Annotated in this window: 14 protein-coding genes; 10 read left to right on the top strand and 4 right to left on the bottom strand. The window is 72.1% G+C overall.

Translation table 11 applies throughout. The annotated features are described in order from the left end of the window. Positions 1–71: 71 nt before the first annotated feature. Together IEY56_RS05365 and IEY56_RS05370 are read left to right on the top strand one after the other, a co-directional pair. Positions 72–1,064 carry an ATP-binding cassette domain-containing protein gene (locus IEY56_RS05365; RefSeq protein ID WP_189036217.1) on the top strand — a complete coding sequence of 331 codons (993 nt, stop codon included), beginning with the start codon at positions 72–74 and terminating at the stop codon, positions 1,062–1,064. A gap of 73 nt (positions 1,065–1,137) precedes the next feature. Next, positions 1,138–1,866, top strand: coding sequence for an ABC transporter permease (locus IEY56_RS05370; protein WP_189036218.1), 729 nt, complete (start codon positions 1,138–1,140; stop codon positions 1,864–1,866). A 34-nt stretch (positions 1,867–1,900) separates the two neighbouring features. Here IEY56_RS05370 and IEY56_RS05375 read toward each other — a convergent pair whose 3' ends face one another. Then, positions 1,901–2,554: a TetR/AcrR family transcriptional regulator gene (locus IEY56_RS05375; RefSeq protein ID WP_189035925.1), complete on the bottom strand. Its 654-nt coding sequence runs from the start codon at positions 2,552–2,554 to the stop codon at positions 1,901–1,903. Positions 2,555–2,906: 352 nt separating this feature from the next. On the opposite strand from IEY56_RS05375, the gene IEY56_RS05380 reads away from it, so the two are divergent. Further along, positions 2,907–3,581: a TetR/AcrR family transcriptional regulator gene (locus tag IEY56_RS05380; RefSeq protein WP_189035926.1), complete on the top strand. Its 675-nt coding sequence runs from the start codon at positions 2,907–2,909 to the stop codon at positions 3,579–3,581. A gap of 60 nt (positions 3,582–3,641) precedes the next feature. On the opposite strand, the gene IEY56_RS05385 is transcribed toward IEY56_RS05380, so the two are convergent. Beyond that, on the bottom strand, positions 3,642–4,103 hold the full coding sequence (locus IEY56_RS05385; RefSeq protein WP_189035927.1) for a MaoC family dehydratase: 462 nt from the start codon (positions 4,101–4,103) through the stop codon (positions 3,642–3,644). Positions 4,104–4,313: 210 nt separating this feature from the next. Beyond that, positions 4,314–4,817: a hypothetical protein gene (locus tag IEY56_RS05390; RefSeq protein ID WP_189035928.1), complete on the bottom strand. Its 504-nt coding sequence runs from the start codon at positions 4,815–4,817 to the stop codon at positions 4,314–4,316. A 575-nt stretch (positions 4,818–5,392) separates the two neighbouring features. On the opposite strand from IEY56_RS05390, the gene IEY56_RS05395 reads away from it, so the two are divergent. The 7 genes from IEY56_RS05395 to IEY56_RS05425 all read left to right on the top strand — a co-directional run bounded on the left by IEY56_RS05395 (position 5,393) and on the right by IEY56_RS05425 (position 14,049). Then, positions 5,393–6,205, top strand: a complete 813-nt coding sequence (locus IEY56_RS05395; protein WP_189035929.1) for an SAM-dependent methyltransferase — start codon at positions 5,393–5,395, stop codon at positions 6,203–6,205. 120 nt (positions 6,206–6,325) lie between these two features. After that, entirely contained in the window at positions 6,326–7,162 is an 837-nt protein-coding gene (locus tag IEY56_RS05400) for an SDR family oxidoreductase (RefSeq protein ID WP_189035930.1), read from the top strand. Then, positions 7,159–8,853, top strand: coding sequence for an AMP-binding protein (locus IEY56_RS05405; protein WP_189035931.1), 1,695 nt, complete (start codon positions 7,159–7,161; stop codon positions 8,851–8,853). Before IEY56_RS05400 ends, IEY56_RS05405 begins: the two co-directional genes overlap by 4 nt. A 42-nt stretch (positions 8,854–8,895) precedes the next feature. Then, positions 8,896–9,525: a TetR/AcrR family transcriptional regulator gene (locus IEY56_RS05410; protein WP_189035932.1), complete on the top strand. Its 630-nt coding sequence runs from the start codon at positions 8,896–8,898 to the stop codon at positions 9,523–9,525. Positions 9,526–9,844: 319 nt separating this feature from the next. After that, on the top strand, positions 9,845–10,831 hold the full coding sequence (locus tag IEY56_RS05415; RefSeq protein ID WP_189035933.1) for an NADPH:quinone oxidoreductase family protein: 987 nt from the start codon (positions 9,845–9,847) through the stop codon (positions 10,829–10,831). A gap of 383 nt (positions 10,832–11,214) precedes the next feature. Continuing rightward, entirely contained in the window at positions 11,215–13,563 is a 2,349-nt protein-coding gene (locus tag IEY56_RS05420; protein ID WP_189035934.1) for a xanthine dehydrogenase family protein molybdopterin-binding subunit, read from the top strand. A 9-nt stretch (positions 13,564–13,572) separates the two neighbouring features. Next, the gene (locus IEY56_RS05425) at positions 13,573–14,049 is read left to right on the top strand and encodes a (2Fe-2S)-binding protein (RefSeq protein ID WP_189035935.1); all 477 of its coding nucleotides are present in this window, start codon (positions 13,573–13,575) and stop codon (positions 14,047–14,049) included. 125 nt (positions 14,050–14,174) lie between these two features. On the opposite strand, the gene IEY56_RS05430 is transcribed toward IEY56_RS05425, so the two are convergent. Further along, the coding region (locus tag IEY56_RS05430) for an N-acetylmuramoyl-L-alanine amidase (protein WP_229711631.1) at positions 14,175–14,862 on the bottom strand (688 nt) is incomplete at its 5' end.

Genomic DNA, 14,862 nt, shown 5'->3' on the forward strand with positions numbered 1-14,862 from the left:
CAAGTCCGTTTCTGCGTATAGCCTACACAGTAGTTAATGCGTATGTGGTACGCAGAAAGGGGGTGGACTCGTTGGACACGGCGATCGACGCGGTGGGCCTGACGAAGTCCTACGGAGCGGTGCGCGTCCTCGACGGGGTGGACCTCGCGGTGCGGACCGGCAGCGTCTCCGCGCTGCTCGGGCCGAACGGCGCGGGCAAGACGACGATGGTCCGCATCCTCGCGACGCTCAGTCCGCCGGACTCCGGGCGCGCGAAGGTGGCCGGATACGACGTGGAACGGGAACGCGGCGGAGTGCGCCGCAGCATCAGCCTCACCGGGCAGTACGCGGCGCTTGACGACCTGCAGAGCGGTGCGGAGAACCTGCGGATGATGGCGAAGCTCGCGGGCCTCGGCAGCCGCGGGGCCAGGGTTCGCGCGGCGGAGTTGCTCGACCGGTTCGACCTGGCCGAGGCCGCCGGACGGAGGGTCGGGACCTACTCGGGCGGCATGCGCCGCAGGCTCGACATCGCCGCCGGGCTCGTCGGCGATCCCTCCGTCGTCTTCCTCGACGAACCGACCACCGGACTCGACGTGCGCAGCAGGCAGACGATGTGGTCAGTGATCTCGGAACTCGCGCGCTCCGGCGTGACGGTGCTCCTGACGACCCAGTATCTGGAGGAGGCCGACCGCCTCGCGGACCGGGTCGCGGTGCTCGACGGCGGGCGGATCGTCGCCGAGGGCACTCCGGCGGAGCTCAAGCAGCGGGTGGGCGGAGGCAGGGTGGACCTCACTGCGTCCGGGCCCGCCGCCTTCGGCCGGCTGCGGGCCGCGCTGGGACCGCGGGCGCTCCACGCCGACCCGGCCGAACACGGGCTGAGCGTCGCGACGGACGGCACGGCCGCCGAAGTGCGCCGCCTGCTCCAGCAGTTGGACCCGGAGTGCGTCCTCGTCGAACGTTTCGCCGTCCACGAGGCCTCGATGGACGACGTGTTCATCTCGCTGACGGGCGGCACCGCCGCCTCCGATACGGACGGCCTGGCAAGCCGGACCGGCGGAACGGGCGGGGAGGTGGCCCGTGTCTGAGCTGACGGATACGCGCGCGCCCGCCCCCTCCCGCGCCGGCCGGCTGCCGTCGCTCCTCCGGGACACCGTCACCATGTCGCAGCGCAGCGTCAGGCTGACCATGCGGGAGATCGACGGGCTGCTGACCGCTCTCATCCTGCCCGTGCTGATCATGCTGGTGTTCGTCTACCTCTTCGGCGGGGCGATCCGGACGCCGACGGAGCAGTACGTGGACTTCGTGCTCCCCGGAGTGCTGCTCGTGTGCACGGGCTTCGTCTCCGCGCTGACCGCCACCAGCGTCACCCGGGACATGAAGGAGGGCATCGTCGACCGCTTCCGCTCCATGGGCGTGGCGGGCGGCTCGCTGCTCACGGGGCACGTCGTCTCGAGCCTGGTGCGGTGCGGCTGCGCGTCGGCGCTCATGCTGGCCACGGCGTTCCTCATCGGGTTCCGGCCGACGGCGGACGCGGCGGGATGGATCGCGGCGGCGGGCGTGCTGGTGATGTTCGTGTGGGCCCTGTCCTGGCTGGCCGCGGTCTTCGGGCTGCTGGCCCGCACGCCGGAGGGAGCGAGCGGGTTCAGCTTCGTCATCATGTTCCTGCCCTATGCCAGCAGCGGCTTCGTCCCCGTCGAGACGATGCCGGGCTGGGTGCGGGGATTCGCCGAGAACCAGCCGGTCACGCCGGTGATCGAGACGCTGCGCGCCCTGCTGCACGGCGCTCCGGCCGGGGCGGACGCAGCGGTGGCCGCGGCCTGGTGTGCGGGGGTCACCGCGGTGTCCGTCGTGCTGGCGGCGGTCCTCTTCCGCCGCCGCACTGCCTGAGGCCGCACTGCGCAAGGGGGAGCGCCCGGCCCGGTCACACCGGGCCGGGCGCGGGCGCGGAAGCTCCTCCGGGACGGCGTGCGGCCAGGCCGTCGACGAGCGCGCGCAGACCGGTCTCGAACGCGCCCTCGTCCACCTGCTGCCGGTGCTCCGCCAGCAGGTGCGCCTGGTCGAGGTGGGGATAGTCGCGGGCGTAGATCTCCGCGTCGTCGATGAAGCCCCGGGCGAACGAGCCGAGCGCCGAGCCCGCCACGAAGTAGCGCATCAGTGCGCCGATGTGGGTGGCCTGCGCCTTGGGCCAGCCCGCGCTGGTCATCCCGCCGAACACCGCGTCGGCGATGCGCAGCTGGCTCGGGCGCCGGCCGGGGCCCTGCGCCAGGAAGGGGACGATGTTGGGGTGGGCGGAGAGCGCGGCGCGGTAGGAGCGGGCCCAGTCGAGGAGCGCCTGCCGCCACTCGGTGCCGTCCGAGAACATCGACACGTCGACCTGCGCGCACACGGTGTCCGCGACGGCGTCGAGGATCTCGTCCTTGTTGCGGAAGTGGTTGTACAGGGACGGCCCGCTGACGCCCAGCTCCGCGGCGAGGCGCCTGGTGGAGACCGCCTGAAGGCCCTCGGCGTCCACGAGGGCGAGGGCGCACTCGACGATGCGCGCACGGCTCAGCAGGGGCTTCGGCGGTCGGGCCATGGGCCTCATGGTAGAGCGCGCCGGAACGGAAACTAGCGCCGCTAGGGGCTGTCTGACAAATGGCGCCGTTCGCCCGGAGGGCGGGGCTCGCGTCGTCTGGTGCGTGCGGATGCAAGGCGGAGGTCCGTCCTCGTAGTGGGCTACTCGGTCGGTCCGACAACGCAGCAGACGTGCGTGCCAGGCGGCGCGAGCCAGGCGGGATTTGTCAGACAACCCCTAGTCCGGGGCCGTCCGCGCGGAGGTCCCCGTCGTGCCGTGCCCGTCAGGGCCCTGACCCCCCTCGCACGAGACCTAAGCATCTGCTCAGGGCCCGTTGTATGGTGTTCGCCGGTCGAGGGAAGGGCGGGACGCGATGGCAGCGGAGACGGGATCCCCGGTCGCGAAGGCCGAGGGGGAGCCGGCCCGGACCGACGAGTCCTTCGAGGGCGTCACTCCCGACGCCGCCCGGCGCCTGCTGCTCGGAGCGGTCGAGGCCTTCGCGGAGCGGGGCTTCCACGCCACCACCACGCGCGACATCGCGGGACGCGCGGGCATGAGCCCGGCCGCGCTCTACATCCACTACAAGACGAAGGAAGAGCTGCTCTTCCAGATCAGCAAGGTCGGGCACGAGCGGTCGGTGAACGTGCTGGCCGAGGCGGCGGGCAGTGGCGGCGGGGACGCCGTCCGGCTGGCGCAGGCCGTGCGGTCGTTCGTGCGGTGGCACGCCGAGCACCACACCACGGCCCGGGTCGTCCAGTACGAACTGGCCGCGCTCGGCGCGGAGCACTACGAGGAGATCGTGGGGCTCCGCCGGCGCAGCGAGGAGATCCTGCGCGGAATCCTGGAGAGCGGCCACGCCTCGGGCGAGTTCGAGGTGGCGGACATCCGCGGGACGACGCTCGCTGTGATGTCGCTGTGCATCGACGTCGCCCGCTGGTACAGCCCCGCGGGACGCAGGACGCCCGACGAGATCGGCGCGCTCTACGCCGACCTCGTACTGCGCATGGTCGCGTCCACGGGACCGGCCGGCCCCGCACCGGCGGAGTGACCCGGCCCTCCCGGGCCCGCCTCCGGCAGCGCGCCGCGGGGCACGTCGCCGGAAGGGGCCTCACCAGAAGTAGCGGCTGAGGGTCTCCGCGACGCACACCGGCTTGTCCCCGCCCTCACGCTCGACCGTCACCTTCGCGGCGACCTGGACGCCTTCGCCGGCCTCGCTCACGTCCACGAGCTCCACGCGCGCCCGCAGGCGCGAGCCGACGGGCACGGGCGCGGGGAAACGGACCTTGTTCACGCCGTAGTTGACGCCCATGCGGGCTCCCTCGACGCGCATGACGCGCGGTACGAGGTCGGGCAGCAGGGAGAGCGTGAGGTAACCGTGCGCGATGGTCGTGCCGAAGGGGCCGTCCTTCGCGCGGGCCGGGTCCACGTGGATCCACTGGTGGTCGCCCGTCGCCTCGGCGAACAGGTCGATCCGCTTCTGGTCGATCTCCAGCCAGTCGCTCACGCCGAGTTCCCGGCCGACCGCGGCCGCCAGCTCGGCGGTCGAGGAGAAGACCCGTGGTTCCGCCATCCTGCAACCTCCCGCACGTCTCGCGCCGCCGCGTGCTAAGCGCTCGCTCAGCATGCTGGGAGTGCCGGGCGCCTGTCAACGCCGTCGCTGCGGGCCCGCCTTCGCGGACGGGCCGTGGCGGCGGGTCGCGGCGGTGGTACGCGGCGGTGCCTACGGGAAAGGGCGGCTGGGGGCCGGCGACGCCCGGGCGCTGTCCGGCCCGCGTCGGCGTCAGCTCCGCGAAGCGGCCATCGGCTCCAGCTCCTGCCGGGGAGCGCGGCTGCTGGCGAGGCGGATGACGTTCTTGCCCACGTCCTTGTCCATGGCGCTGATCATGCGGCGCAGCACGTCCGCCAGCCGCGGTGTGGGCGGCGTCGAGGGGTCACACGGCAGCAGGGACCTGCCGCCCCACGTCAGGCGGTGCCATTCGTCGTGCGGCGCCGGCTGTCTGATGCCGTGCCGCTTCTCGGCTCTGCGCCGGGACGCCACCTGTTCCTCGTACCGGAGCCACACCTCGCGCGCTTCCTCCAGCTCCTCCAGTGCGGAGACCAGAAGCTGCGGGTCGGGATCGCGGTCGTCCGGGCTGAATCCCGCCCGGGCGCAAAGGTGTTGCCACGTCGCGCGGTGCCCGTACGGAGCGAAGCGCTCCAGGCATTTACGCAGCGCCTGGCGGCGCTGGGAAGGTGCCCTGTAGGGATCGCGCACCTGTTCTGCGAGGGCTCTGAAACCGGCCAATAGTCCCACCTCCGACGGACTGGACCCGACTCGTCGGCGATGTGACGCAACTGCCGCGCAATCGGATCCCCCCCGTTACGAAGTACCTGACTTTCCAGTTGTTCCGGGCCGCTGTCGTGCCGGCCCTCCGGGTCCGGTGAACTACCCCCGCCCGCCGGGACCACGCCCAGGGAAGCGGGATTCTCACGGGGCTCTCATGAGTTCTCACAGATCTCTCATCGATCGTGAAGACCTCGCAACGGCGAGTACCGGCGGGTCACATGAGGTCCGACCGGCCCGGACCAGAGCGTTTCCGTTGCGCGTCCCCGAAATCAAGACGCGTCGGCCCTCCCACACCGCTCCTCCCAACACGTTCTCCCTTCCCTCACGCGCCCTTCGCGTGCCCCGTCCCTCCGCGGGAGCCCCAACCGGCCCTCCGCGAGGGCGAGTCGGGCACGGGAGGACCGGGTGGCGGGCCGGTCGGGGAGGAGCGCGGAGAGAGCCCGCACCGTCGGTGCGCACGCCGTAGGGTTGGGACCTGGGACGCCGGCACCGCGGCCGGCGCGGACCACAGTGGCGACGGGGAGATGATCACGATGCCGGACGAGCAGCACGATCCGGATCCGGACCTGCTTGCGAAGATCGACTCCACCGTTCCGCACTCGGCGCGCATCTGGAACTACTGGCTGGGCGGGAAGGACAACTACCCCGTCGACCACGAGGCGGGTGACGAGTTCGCCAAGATCTTCCCCGGGATCGTCGACGCCGCCCGCGGCTCGCGGTACTTCCTCGCGCGGGCGGTCCGGCACCTCACGACCCGGGAGGGCATCCGGCAGTTCCTCGACGTCGGCACCGGCCTCCCGACCGTCGACAACACCCACGAGATCGCGCAGCGGCTCGCCCCCGAGTCCCGCATCGTCTACGTCGACAACGACCCGCTGGTACTGGTCCACGCCCACGCGCTGCTGACCTCGACGCCCGACGGCGTCACTGACTACATCGACGCGGACCTGCGCGACCCCGAGGTGATCCTCGAACGGGCCGCCGCCACGCTGGACTTCAGCGAGCCGGTGGGCCTGATGATGCTCGGCATCATGGGCCACGTCCCCGACGACGACCTCGCCCGCTCCCTGGTGAGCCGGCTCCTCGACGCCCTGCCCCCGGGCAGCTTCCTCACCCTCAGCGACGGCACCGACATCAGCGCGGCGCGCCAGCAGGCGCACGAGAAGTACAACAGCAGCGGCGCCGTCCCGTACCACCTGCGCAGCCCCGAGAGTCTCGGGCACCTGTTCGACGGACTGGAGCTGCTGGAGCCGGGGCTGGTGCCGGTCACGCACTGGCGTCCCGACCACACTCCGTTCCCGGTCATGCCGGTGACGACGTACGGCGGAGTGGGCCGCAAGCCCTGATCCCGGGCCGCCCTCTTTCCGGAGGGAGGCCCCGGGGCCTCTTCCCCCATGACATACCGACTGGTTAGTCTGCCGCAGCGGGGGAGAGACCGTGCGGAGCAGCGAAGGGGAGTTGCCGGGATGGAGTCTTTGCGCGACAGCGGCGTGGTCGTGACCGGTGGGGGAGGCGGAATCGGTGCCGCCTACGCGCGGCGCTTCGCCGCCGAGGGGGCACGCGTGGCCGTCAACGACCTCGACGCGGACAAGGCCCGTGCCGTGGCGGCGGAGATCGGCGGGATCGCGGTGCCCGGCGACGCGTCCACCGTCGTGCCCGCCGCACGGGAGGCCCTGGGCGGCAGGATCGACACCTTCTGCGCGAACGCGGGCGTCGCGCCGCACGGCGGGCCCGAAGCGGCGGAGGAGCTGTGGGAGGGCGCGTGGGACGTCAACGTGATGGCGCACGTACGGGCCGCGCGTGAACTGGTGCCCGGCTGGCTCGCCGACGGCGGAGGCCGCTTCGTCGCGACCGTCTCGGCGGCCGGGATCCTCACGATGCTCGGGTCCGCGCCGTACAGCGTGACCAAGCACGCCGCACTCGCCTTCGCCGAGTGGCTCTCGGCCACCTACCGCCACCGCGGCGTCGACGTGCACGCCGTGTGCCCGCAGGGCGTGCGCACCGACATGCTGGCCGGCACGGGACCGGCGGGCGACCTCGTCCTCGCCGAGACGGCCATCGAACCGGAGGCCGTCGCCGACGCCCTGTTCGCGGCGATGGACGAGCGGCGCTTCCTCGTACTGCCGCACCCCGAGACCGCCGGCTACTACGCGGCGCGCGCCGGCGACCCGGACCGCTGGCTGGGCGGCATGAACAAGATGCAGCGCAAGCTCGAAGCCGTGCTGGAGGCAGACGGTGCCCCCGCCCCCGGCGGGGCAGCTCCTGCGGCCGACGCCGACGGGCGGACAGGGGCGGCGAGTTGACACCGGCATACGAGGACAGGCCCTGGCTGAAGCTGCTCAACGAGGCGCAGCGGGCCCCGGTCGACCCGCCCGAGACCGTCCTGCACGCCTTCCGCGCAGCGGTACGCGCCGTGCCCGACCGGACGGCCCTGGCCTACTTCGACGGACGCATCAGCTATGCCGAGGCGGACGCGCTCTCCGACGGCGTGGCGGCACACCTCGCCGGACGCGGCCTCGCCAAGGGCGACCGGCTCGCGCTCATGCTCCAGAACAGCCCGCACTTCGTGATCGCGCTGCTGGGGGCGTGGAAGGCCGGAGCGGCGGTCGTGCCGGTCAACCCCATGTACAAGGGCGGGGAAGTCGCCCATGTCCTCGCCGACGCCGGAGCGACGGCACTGGTGTGCGCGGACCGGGCGTGGGAGTCGTACCTGCGGGAGACGGCGGCCGCCTCGCCGGTGCGTATCGTCCTGACGGCCTGCGAACTCGACCTCCAGACCCGCCACGACGAGCGTGTCCTCGACTTCGGCCGCTGCGCTCCGGCGGACGACGCAGACGATCTCCTGGCGGTGGCGCGGAGCAGGGCGAGCGCTCCGCGGGGGCGCGAACCGGCCGGTGCGGACGTGGCGTTGATCAGCTACACGTCGGGTACCAGCGGCACGCCCAAGGGCGCCATGAACACCCACGCCAACATCGCCTACAACGCGGAACGCCAGCACGTGGGCCATGAACTGCCGGACGGCTCCTGCGTGTTCGTACTCGCCCCGCTCTTCCACATCACCGGCATGGTCTGCGAACTGGCCGCCTGCATCGCCGGAAGCGGCACCCTCGCACTCGCCTACCGGTTCGAGGCCGGCGTCGTGCTCGACGCGTTCCTGGAGCACCGGCCGGCGTTCACCGTGGGACCCTCCACCGCCTACATGGCGCTCGCCGCACGCCCGGAAGCCACCCCCGAGCACTTCTCGTCGTTCCGCATCCTCGCCTCGGGCGGCGCCCCGCTGCCGCCGGCACTCGTCGACAAGCTGGGTGCGGCGTTCGGCCAGTACCTGCGCAACGGCTACGGACTGACCGAGTGCACCGCGCCCTGCGCGAGCGTCCCGCCCGGCCGCAGGGCGCCCGTAGACCCCGCCTCGGGCACGCTGGCCGTCGGGGTGCCCGGGCCGGACACGGTGGTGCGCATCGTCGGCGACGACGGCAGGCCGGTGCCGTTCGGCACGCACGGCGAGATCACCGTCCGCGGACCGCAGGTCGTCCCCGGCTACTGGGGCAGGCCGGAGGAGTCCGCCGCGGCCTTCCCCGGCGGCGAACTGCTCACCGGGGACATCGGGTTCATGGACGCGGACGGCTGGCTCTACGTCGTGGACCGGAAGAAGGACATGATCAACGCCTCCGGCTTCAAGGTCTGGCCGCGCGAGGTGGAGGATGTCCTCTACAGCCATCCCGCGGTGCGGGAGGCGGCGGTCGTCGGAGTGCCCGACTCCTATCGCGGCGAGTCGGTCAAGGCGTACGTCAGCCTCCGGCCGGACGCGGCGGCAGGGCCGGACGAACTCGCCGGGCACTGCAAGGAGCGGCTGGCGGCCTACAAGTATCCGCGGGAGATCGAGATCCTGGCGGAACTGCCCAAAACGACCAGTGGGAAGATCCTCCGGCGGGAACTGCGTTCCCGCGGTGGAAGCGGTGAGGCGAGCGGGACCGGTGCAGTGAGCGGTGCGTGACGCCGGAACGCCGGCGCACGGAAGAGAGGCAGGTGAGGGCTCATGGCCACGCCCAGGGCGGCGACCCGGAGCGGCGTCAAGGACAAGGGCGGTACGGGCGGAACGCCGCCCGTACCGCAGCGGCTGATGGCCGCCGCCACCCGACTCTTCTCCGAGCGCGGATACGACCGCACGTCCGTGCAGGAGATCGTCGAGGCGGCAGGGGTGACGAAGGGGGCGCTCTACCACTACTTCGGCTCCAAGGACGACCTCCTGCACGAGATCTACGGACGGCTGCTGCGGCGCCAGAAGGAGCGGCTCGACGCCTACGCGGACGCCGACGAGCCCGTCGAGCAGCGGCTGCGGAGGGCCGCCGCCGACGTCGTGGTCACCACCATCGACAACCTCGACGACGCGAAGATCTTCTTCCGCTCCATGCACCAGCTCAGCCCCGAGAAGCAGAAGCAGGTGCGGGCGGAGCGCCGCCTCTACCACGAGCGGTTCCGCGACCTCGTCGAGGAGGGCCAGCGGAGCGGCGTCTTCAACGCGGACACGCCCCCCGACCTGGTGGTCGACTACCACTTCGGGTCGGTCCACCACCTGAGCCACTGGTACCGGCCCGACGGCAAGCTCACGCCGCAGCAGGTCGCGGACCACCTCGCCGACCTGCTGCTGCGGGCGTTGCGGCCGTGACGCGAACCCGTGGCCCGCGCAGGGGCGTGCGCTGCGCCGGGCCACGGTTCCGGAGTCCGCGCGTCCCCCGACGCACCCTAGGGCCTGTCTGACAAATCCCGCCCGGCTCGCGCCGCCTGGCACGCACGTCTGCTGCGTTGTCGGACCGACCGAGTAGCCCACTACGAGGACAGACCTCCGCCTTGCACCCGCACGCACCAGACGACGCGAGCCCCGCCCTCCGGGCGAACGGCGCCATTTGTCAGACAGCCCCTAGGGAACCCGCACGTTCGACGAGCGACCACAGGTATCCACGTCCCACATTCCGGAGGTAGCGACGGTGAAGGCATGGCGCGTCCACAGCAACGGCGAACCGCGCGAGGTGATGCGTCTGGAGGACGTCCCCGATCCCCGGCCCGGCCCGGGCGAACTGCTCGTGAAGGTGCGCGCCGCCAACGTCAACTTCCCCGACGCGCTGCTGTGCCGGGGCGAGTACCAGGTGAGGCCGCCTCTCCCGTTCACGCCCGGGGTCGAACTGTGCGGCGAGGTACTGGAAGCCGGTGAGGACACCCCGGACGCTCCCGCCGCCGGTACCCGGATCATCGCTCAGCCCGTCCTGCCCGCCGGGGGTTTCGCGGAGCGCACCGTCGTGTCGGCGGCGAGTGCCCGCGAGGCGCCCGGCGCGCTGGACGACGCGGAGGCGGCGGCGCTGCACATCGGCTACCAGACCGGGTGGTTCGGGCTCCACCGCAGGGCCCGGCTGCAGCCCGGGGAGACGCTGCTCGTGCACGCCGCGGCAGGGGGCGTCGGCAGCGCGGCGGTCCAGCTCGGCAAGGCCGCGGGCGCCCGGGTCATCGGCGTCGTCGGCGGACCGGCCAAGGCGGAGACGGCGCGGGAGCTGGGCTGCGACGTGGTCGTCGACCGCAGGCAGGACGACATCGTCGCGGCGGTGAAGGACGAGACGGGCGGGCGCGGTGCCGACGTCGTCTACGACCCGGTCGGCGGGGACGCGTACGCCAAGTCCGCGAAGTGCGTCGCGTTCGAAGGGCGCATCGTCGTCGTCGGTTTCGCGAGCGGGGCCGTCCCGACCCCCGGCCTCAACCACGCGCTCATCAAGAACTACTCGATCCATGGCCTGCATTGGGGCCTGTACAACACCAAGGACCCGGCCGCGGTGGACGCCTGCCACGAGGAACTGTGCGCGCTGGCGGCCGACGGCGCGGTCAAGCCGCTCGTCAGCGAGCGGGTGCCGCTCGAAGAGGGCGCGGCGGCGGTGCAGCGCGTCTTCGACGGCATCACGACGGGCCGGGTCGTCATCCAGCCCTGAGGGCCCGTCACCGCTTTCGACGCCGCGGCCCGCTCCACGTACATCCGGACGGCGGACCCCGGTTCGCGCCCCGGCCGGCACCGGCCGGGCGCGAACCGCGGGGAGGTCCGCGTTCGCCGGACGTGCCTCCGGTGCGCACAGAGTCTGCACATCACAGCCGTGGACCCGCCGCCGCGACCTGCACGATCATGGCTGCGCAGCACTGTGGTCCCACACGGTCCGAGCCGTGCGTGCAGGCCTGTGCCGTGGCGTGCCGGGCCGTGTCCCCCGACCCGTGCCGGTTCCGGCCGGGGACGCGGCGCGCGTCGTACCCCGGCTCGCGGACCGCCCGCCCGCAGAGTTCGCCCGCGGTTCGACCGCCCAGGTCCGTCGAGAGGAATCCCATGGCCACGCACCGTCACGCGCCGGACCGGGACGACGCGGAGGCGAGGTCCCCCGAGGACGGCACCAGCCGCCGCCGGTTCGTGGGGTACCTGCTCGCGGCGCCCACTCTCGTCGCGGCGGCCGAGGTCGGCGTGCAGGCCGTGGCCGCCCCGCAGGCCGCCGCCGCGGTGCCGAGCCCTCCGCAGGCACCCGAACTGCTGGACCTCAACGACCTGCTGACCCTGGCCGCGAAGCCCACGGCGAACCTCATATCCGTCCAGGTGCACCGGGACGGCACCGTCTCCTTCGACCTGCCGCGAGCCGAAGTGGGGCAGGGCATCACGACGTCGAGCGCGATGATCGTGGCCGAGGAGATGGACGTCCCGTTGGAGAAGGTGCGCGTCACTCTGGCCGACGCGCGTCCGGAGCTGCTGTTCAACCAGCTCACCGGCGGCTCCAACACAACGATCTCGACGTTCACGCCGATCCGCGTCGCGGCGGCGATCGCCAGGCGCCGGCTGCTCGAAGCCGCCGCTCTCGAACTCGGGTCGGCCGTCTCGGAGTTGACGACACGAGCGGGGGCCGTGCTGTCCCCGGGCGGCCGGCGCGTCACGTACGGGGCGCTGGCGGAGAAGGCCGCGAGCGTGGAGAGCAAGCAGGTCTCCGTACGGCTCAAGGAGCGGTCGGAGTTCAAGCTCGTCGGCACGCCACAGAACCGCCTCGACGCCCTCGACGCCGTCACGGGACGCAAGAGGTTCGCCATGGACCTGGACGTGCCGGGCGCGGCCCCGGCCATGGTCTGCCGCCCGCCGACGATCAACGGCAAGGTCAAGTCGGTGCACAACAAGGCGGACGTCGAGGCGATGCCCGGCATCACCGACGTGGCCGTGGTCTCGACGGGAGTCGCCGTACGCGGCCGCACCTTCGGCCAGTGCATCGACGCGGTCCGCGCACTTCGTGTGACGTGGGACCCGGGCACCGCCGAGGGCAAGTCCGACGCGGACGTGCTCCGCGAGCTCCGCAAGGCCGAAATCCCCCTGGCCGTCCCCGACTTGGGGCCGCTCACCGAGACAGTCGACGCCGACTTCACCTTCTGGTTCGCCAGCAACTCGGCGCTGGAGCCCAACTGCGCCGTGGCGGACGTCCGTTCGAACAGGGCGGAGATCTGGTCCGGACTGAAGTCACCCGTCGTCGCCCAGCAGGAGATCGCCGCCAAGCTCGGCCTGCCGCAGAGCGCCGTCACCGTGCATGTGACGGAAGGCGGCGGCTCGTTCGGCCGGAAGCTGTTCTACGACGCGGCCCTCGAGGCCGCCGAGATCTCCCAGAAGACGGGCAAGGCCGTCAAGCTGATGTGGCACCGCACCGACGACTTCCGGCAGGGGCGCACGCATCCCATGTCGACGTCCCGGGTCAGGGCGGCCTACGTTCCCGGCCAGGTGCTCAGCTACGAGCAGCGGCACACGAGCGTCGCCACGGACTTCGGCCACGGTCTGGGCGAGATCCTCACGTCGATGGCGGCGAAGCTGCCCGTCGGCGACCTGACGTTCTCCGAGACGATCTTCACCCTGACCCAGGAGTCGCCCTACGACTTCGGCGTGACGACCCAGCTCCTCAACGAGGCCGACAAGGGCTTCAACACCGGCAGCATGCGCAACATCTACTCGCCGAACGTCAGGTGCGCGCAGGAACTCGTCGTGGACGAGCTGGCGAAGAAGATGAAGAAGGACCCGTACGAGTTCCGCCGCGAGTTCCTCAAGGACGAGCGGGCGTCGGCCGTGCTGGAGAAGGTCGCGGAGAAGGGCGAATGGGGTCGCCGCATGCCCGAGGGCACGGCACAGGGCATCGCGGTCCACCCCGAGTACCACGGCGTCGTCGCGGTCCTCGCCGAGATCGACTGCCGGCCCGGCACCGCGCGGCGGGACCTCCCGGACGCCCGCACTGGGCCGCGGGTGACGAAGGTCGTCTGCGCCGTGGACGTGGGACTCGCCGTCAACCCCAGGGGCCTGGAGGCCCAGATGATGGGCGGAATCATGGACGGCATCGCCCACGCCCTGACGTCCAGCCTCCACCTGAAGGACGGCCACTTCCTCGAAGGAAGCTGGGACAACTACTTCTACACGCGGCAGTGGAACGTGCCGCCGGAGCTGGACGTCATCGTGATGCCCCCGACCACCGGCAAGCCCGGCGGAGCGGGCGAACTCGGCGTCGCGGCGGCGATGGCGGCGGTCGCCTGCGCCTACGGGCGCGCGACCGGGCGCATGCCGACGGAGTTCCCCGTCGGCCACAGCGGCGACCTCGGCTTCGAGCCGCTGCCGACCGTGCCACCGATCCCGCAGTCACCGACCGACGGCCTCGACCACGCCCACTGAGGAGCACCCGTGCCTACCCACACCTTCACTCTCAACGGCGAGAAGGTCACCGTCGAGGCCGAGGACGACGTGCGGCTCCTGTGGGTGCTGCGCGACCTGCTCGGCGTGACCGGACCCAAGTACGGATGCGGCATCGAGGTCTGCAGGGCCTGCACGAGCCACATCAACGGCAAGGCGTTCAACCCCTGTTCGGTGCGCGTCGGGGACATCGCGGACGACGACGAGGTGACCACCATCGAGGGCCTGCCCGCGACCGCGGACGCCCGACTCCACCCCATGCAGGAGGCGTGGCTGGAGCGCGACGTCGCCCAGTGCGGCTACTGCCAGCCGGGACAGATCATGACGGCCGTCGCGAAGGTCCGGCAGGCCCGGGCCGAAGGCCGGGACATCGGCGACGACGACCTCGACGAGATCCGCAACATCTGCCGCTGCGGCACGTACAACCGCATACGGGAGGCCATCGTGGAGGGCGCCCGGAGGATGTGACAGGGGCGGCGGTGAGCGCGCCGCTGCCGCCCCGGGAGACCCGAGGCAGCCGCCCGGTGGCCCAGCGAACGCCGAGCCACCGGGCGGCTGCCTCCCTCAGTACGGACGGTGCTTCCGCCGCGCGGTCACTCGTTCACGTAACGCATGTACTTGTCCCAGTCCCAGTTCGGGCCGGGGTCGGTGTGGTCGTTACCGGGGACCTCGACGTGGCCGACGATGTGCTCCCGGTCCTTCGGTATGCCGTACTTGTCGGCCAGGCTCCTCGTCAGCGCGGCCGAGGAGCGGTACATCTCCTCGGTGAAGTACGACGGGTCGTCGACGAAACCCTCGTGCTCGATGCCGATCGCCGTGGGATTGCCGTTACCGGCGTGCCAGGCGGTGTCGCCGTCGTCGACCATCTGGGTCACCTCGCCGTCGGCGGAACGCACCACGTAGTGGGCGCTGACCTCTGCCTCCGGATTCTTGAACCAGTTGATCGTGCTGTCGTAACTGCCCTGCGTCACGTGGATGACGACCTGCGAGATCTCCCCCTTCCGGCCTGGGGCGTAGTTCGCCGGGTTCGCCGGGTCCCACTTGGGCGGAGCGGACGCGGCGGCCGGCGGCGGCGGTACGTCGGCCGGCGCAGGCACCGGCGGCGGCGCGGGAGCCTGCGCCGGTGGCGGCACGGGCGCCGGAGCGGGAGCGGGGCCCTCGGCGGGCGGCGGCGCGGCGGCCGGTCCTGAGGCCGGAGCGTCGGCCGGGCCGGGGGTGGGCGGGGCCGGTGCGGGGGGTGCTGGGGTGTCGGGGAGGCCGTCGGCTGCGTGTCGTTCGGGT

The sequence above is a fragment of the Streptomyces daqingensis genome (assembly GCF_014645895.1).
Classification (GTDB): Bacteria; Actinomycetota; Actinomycetes; order Streptomycetales; family Streptomycetaceae; genus Streptomyces; species Streptomyces daqingensis.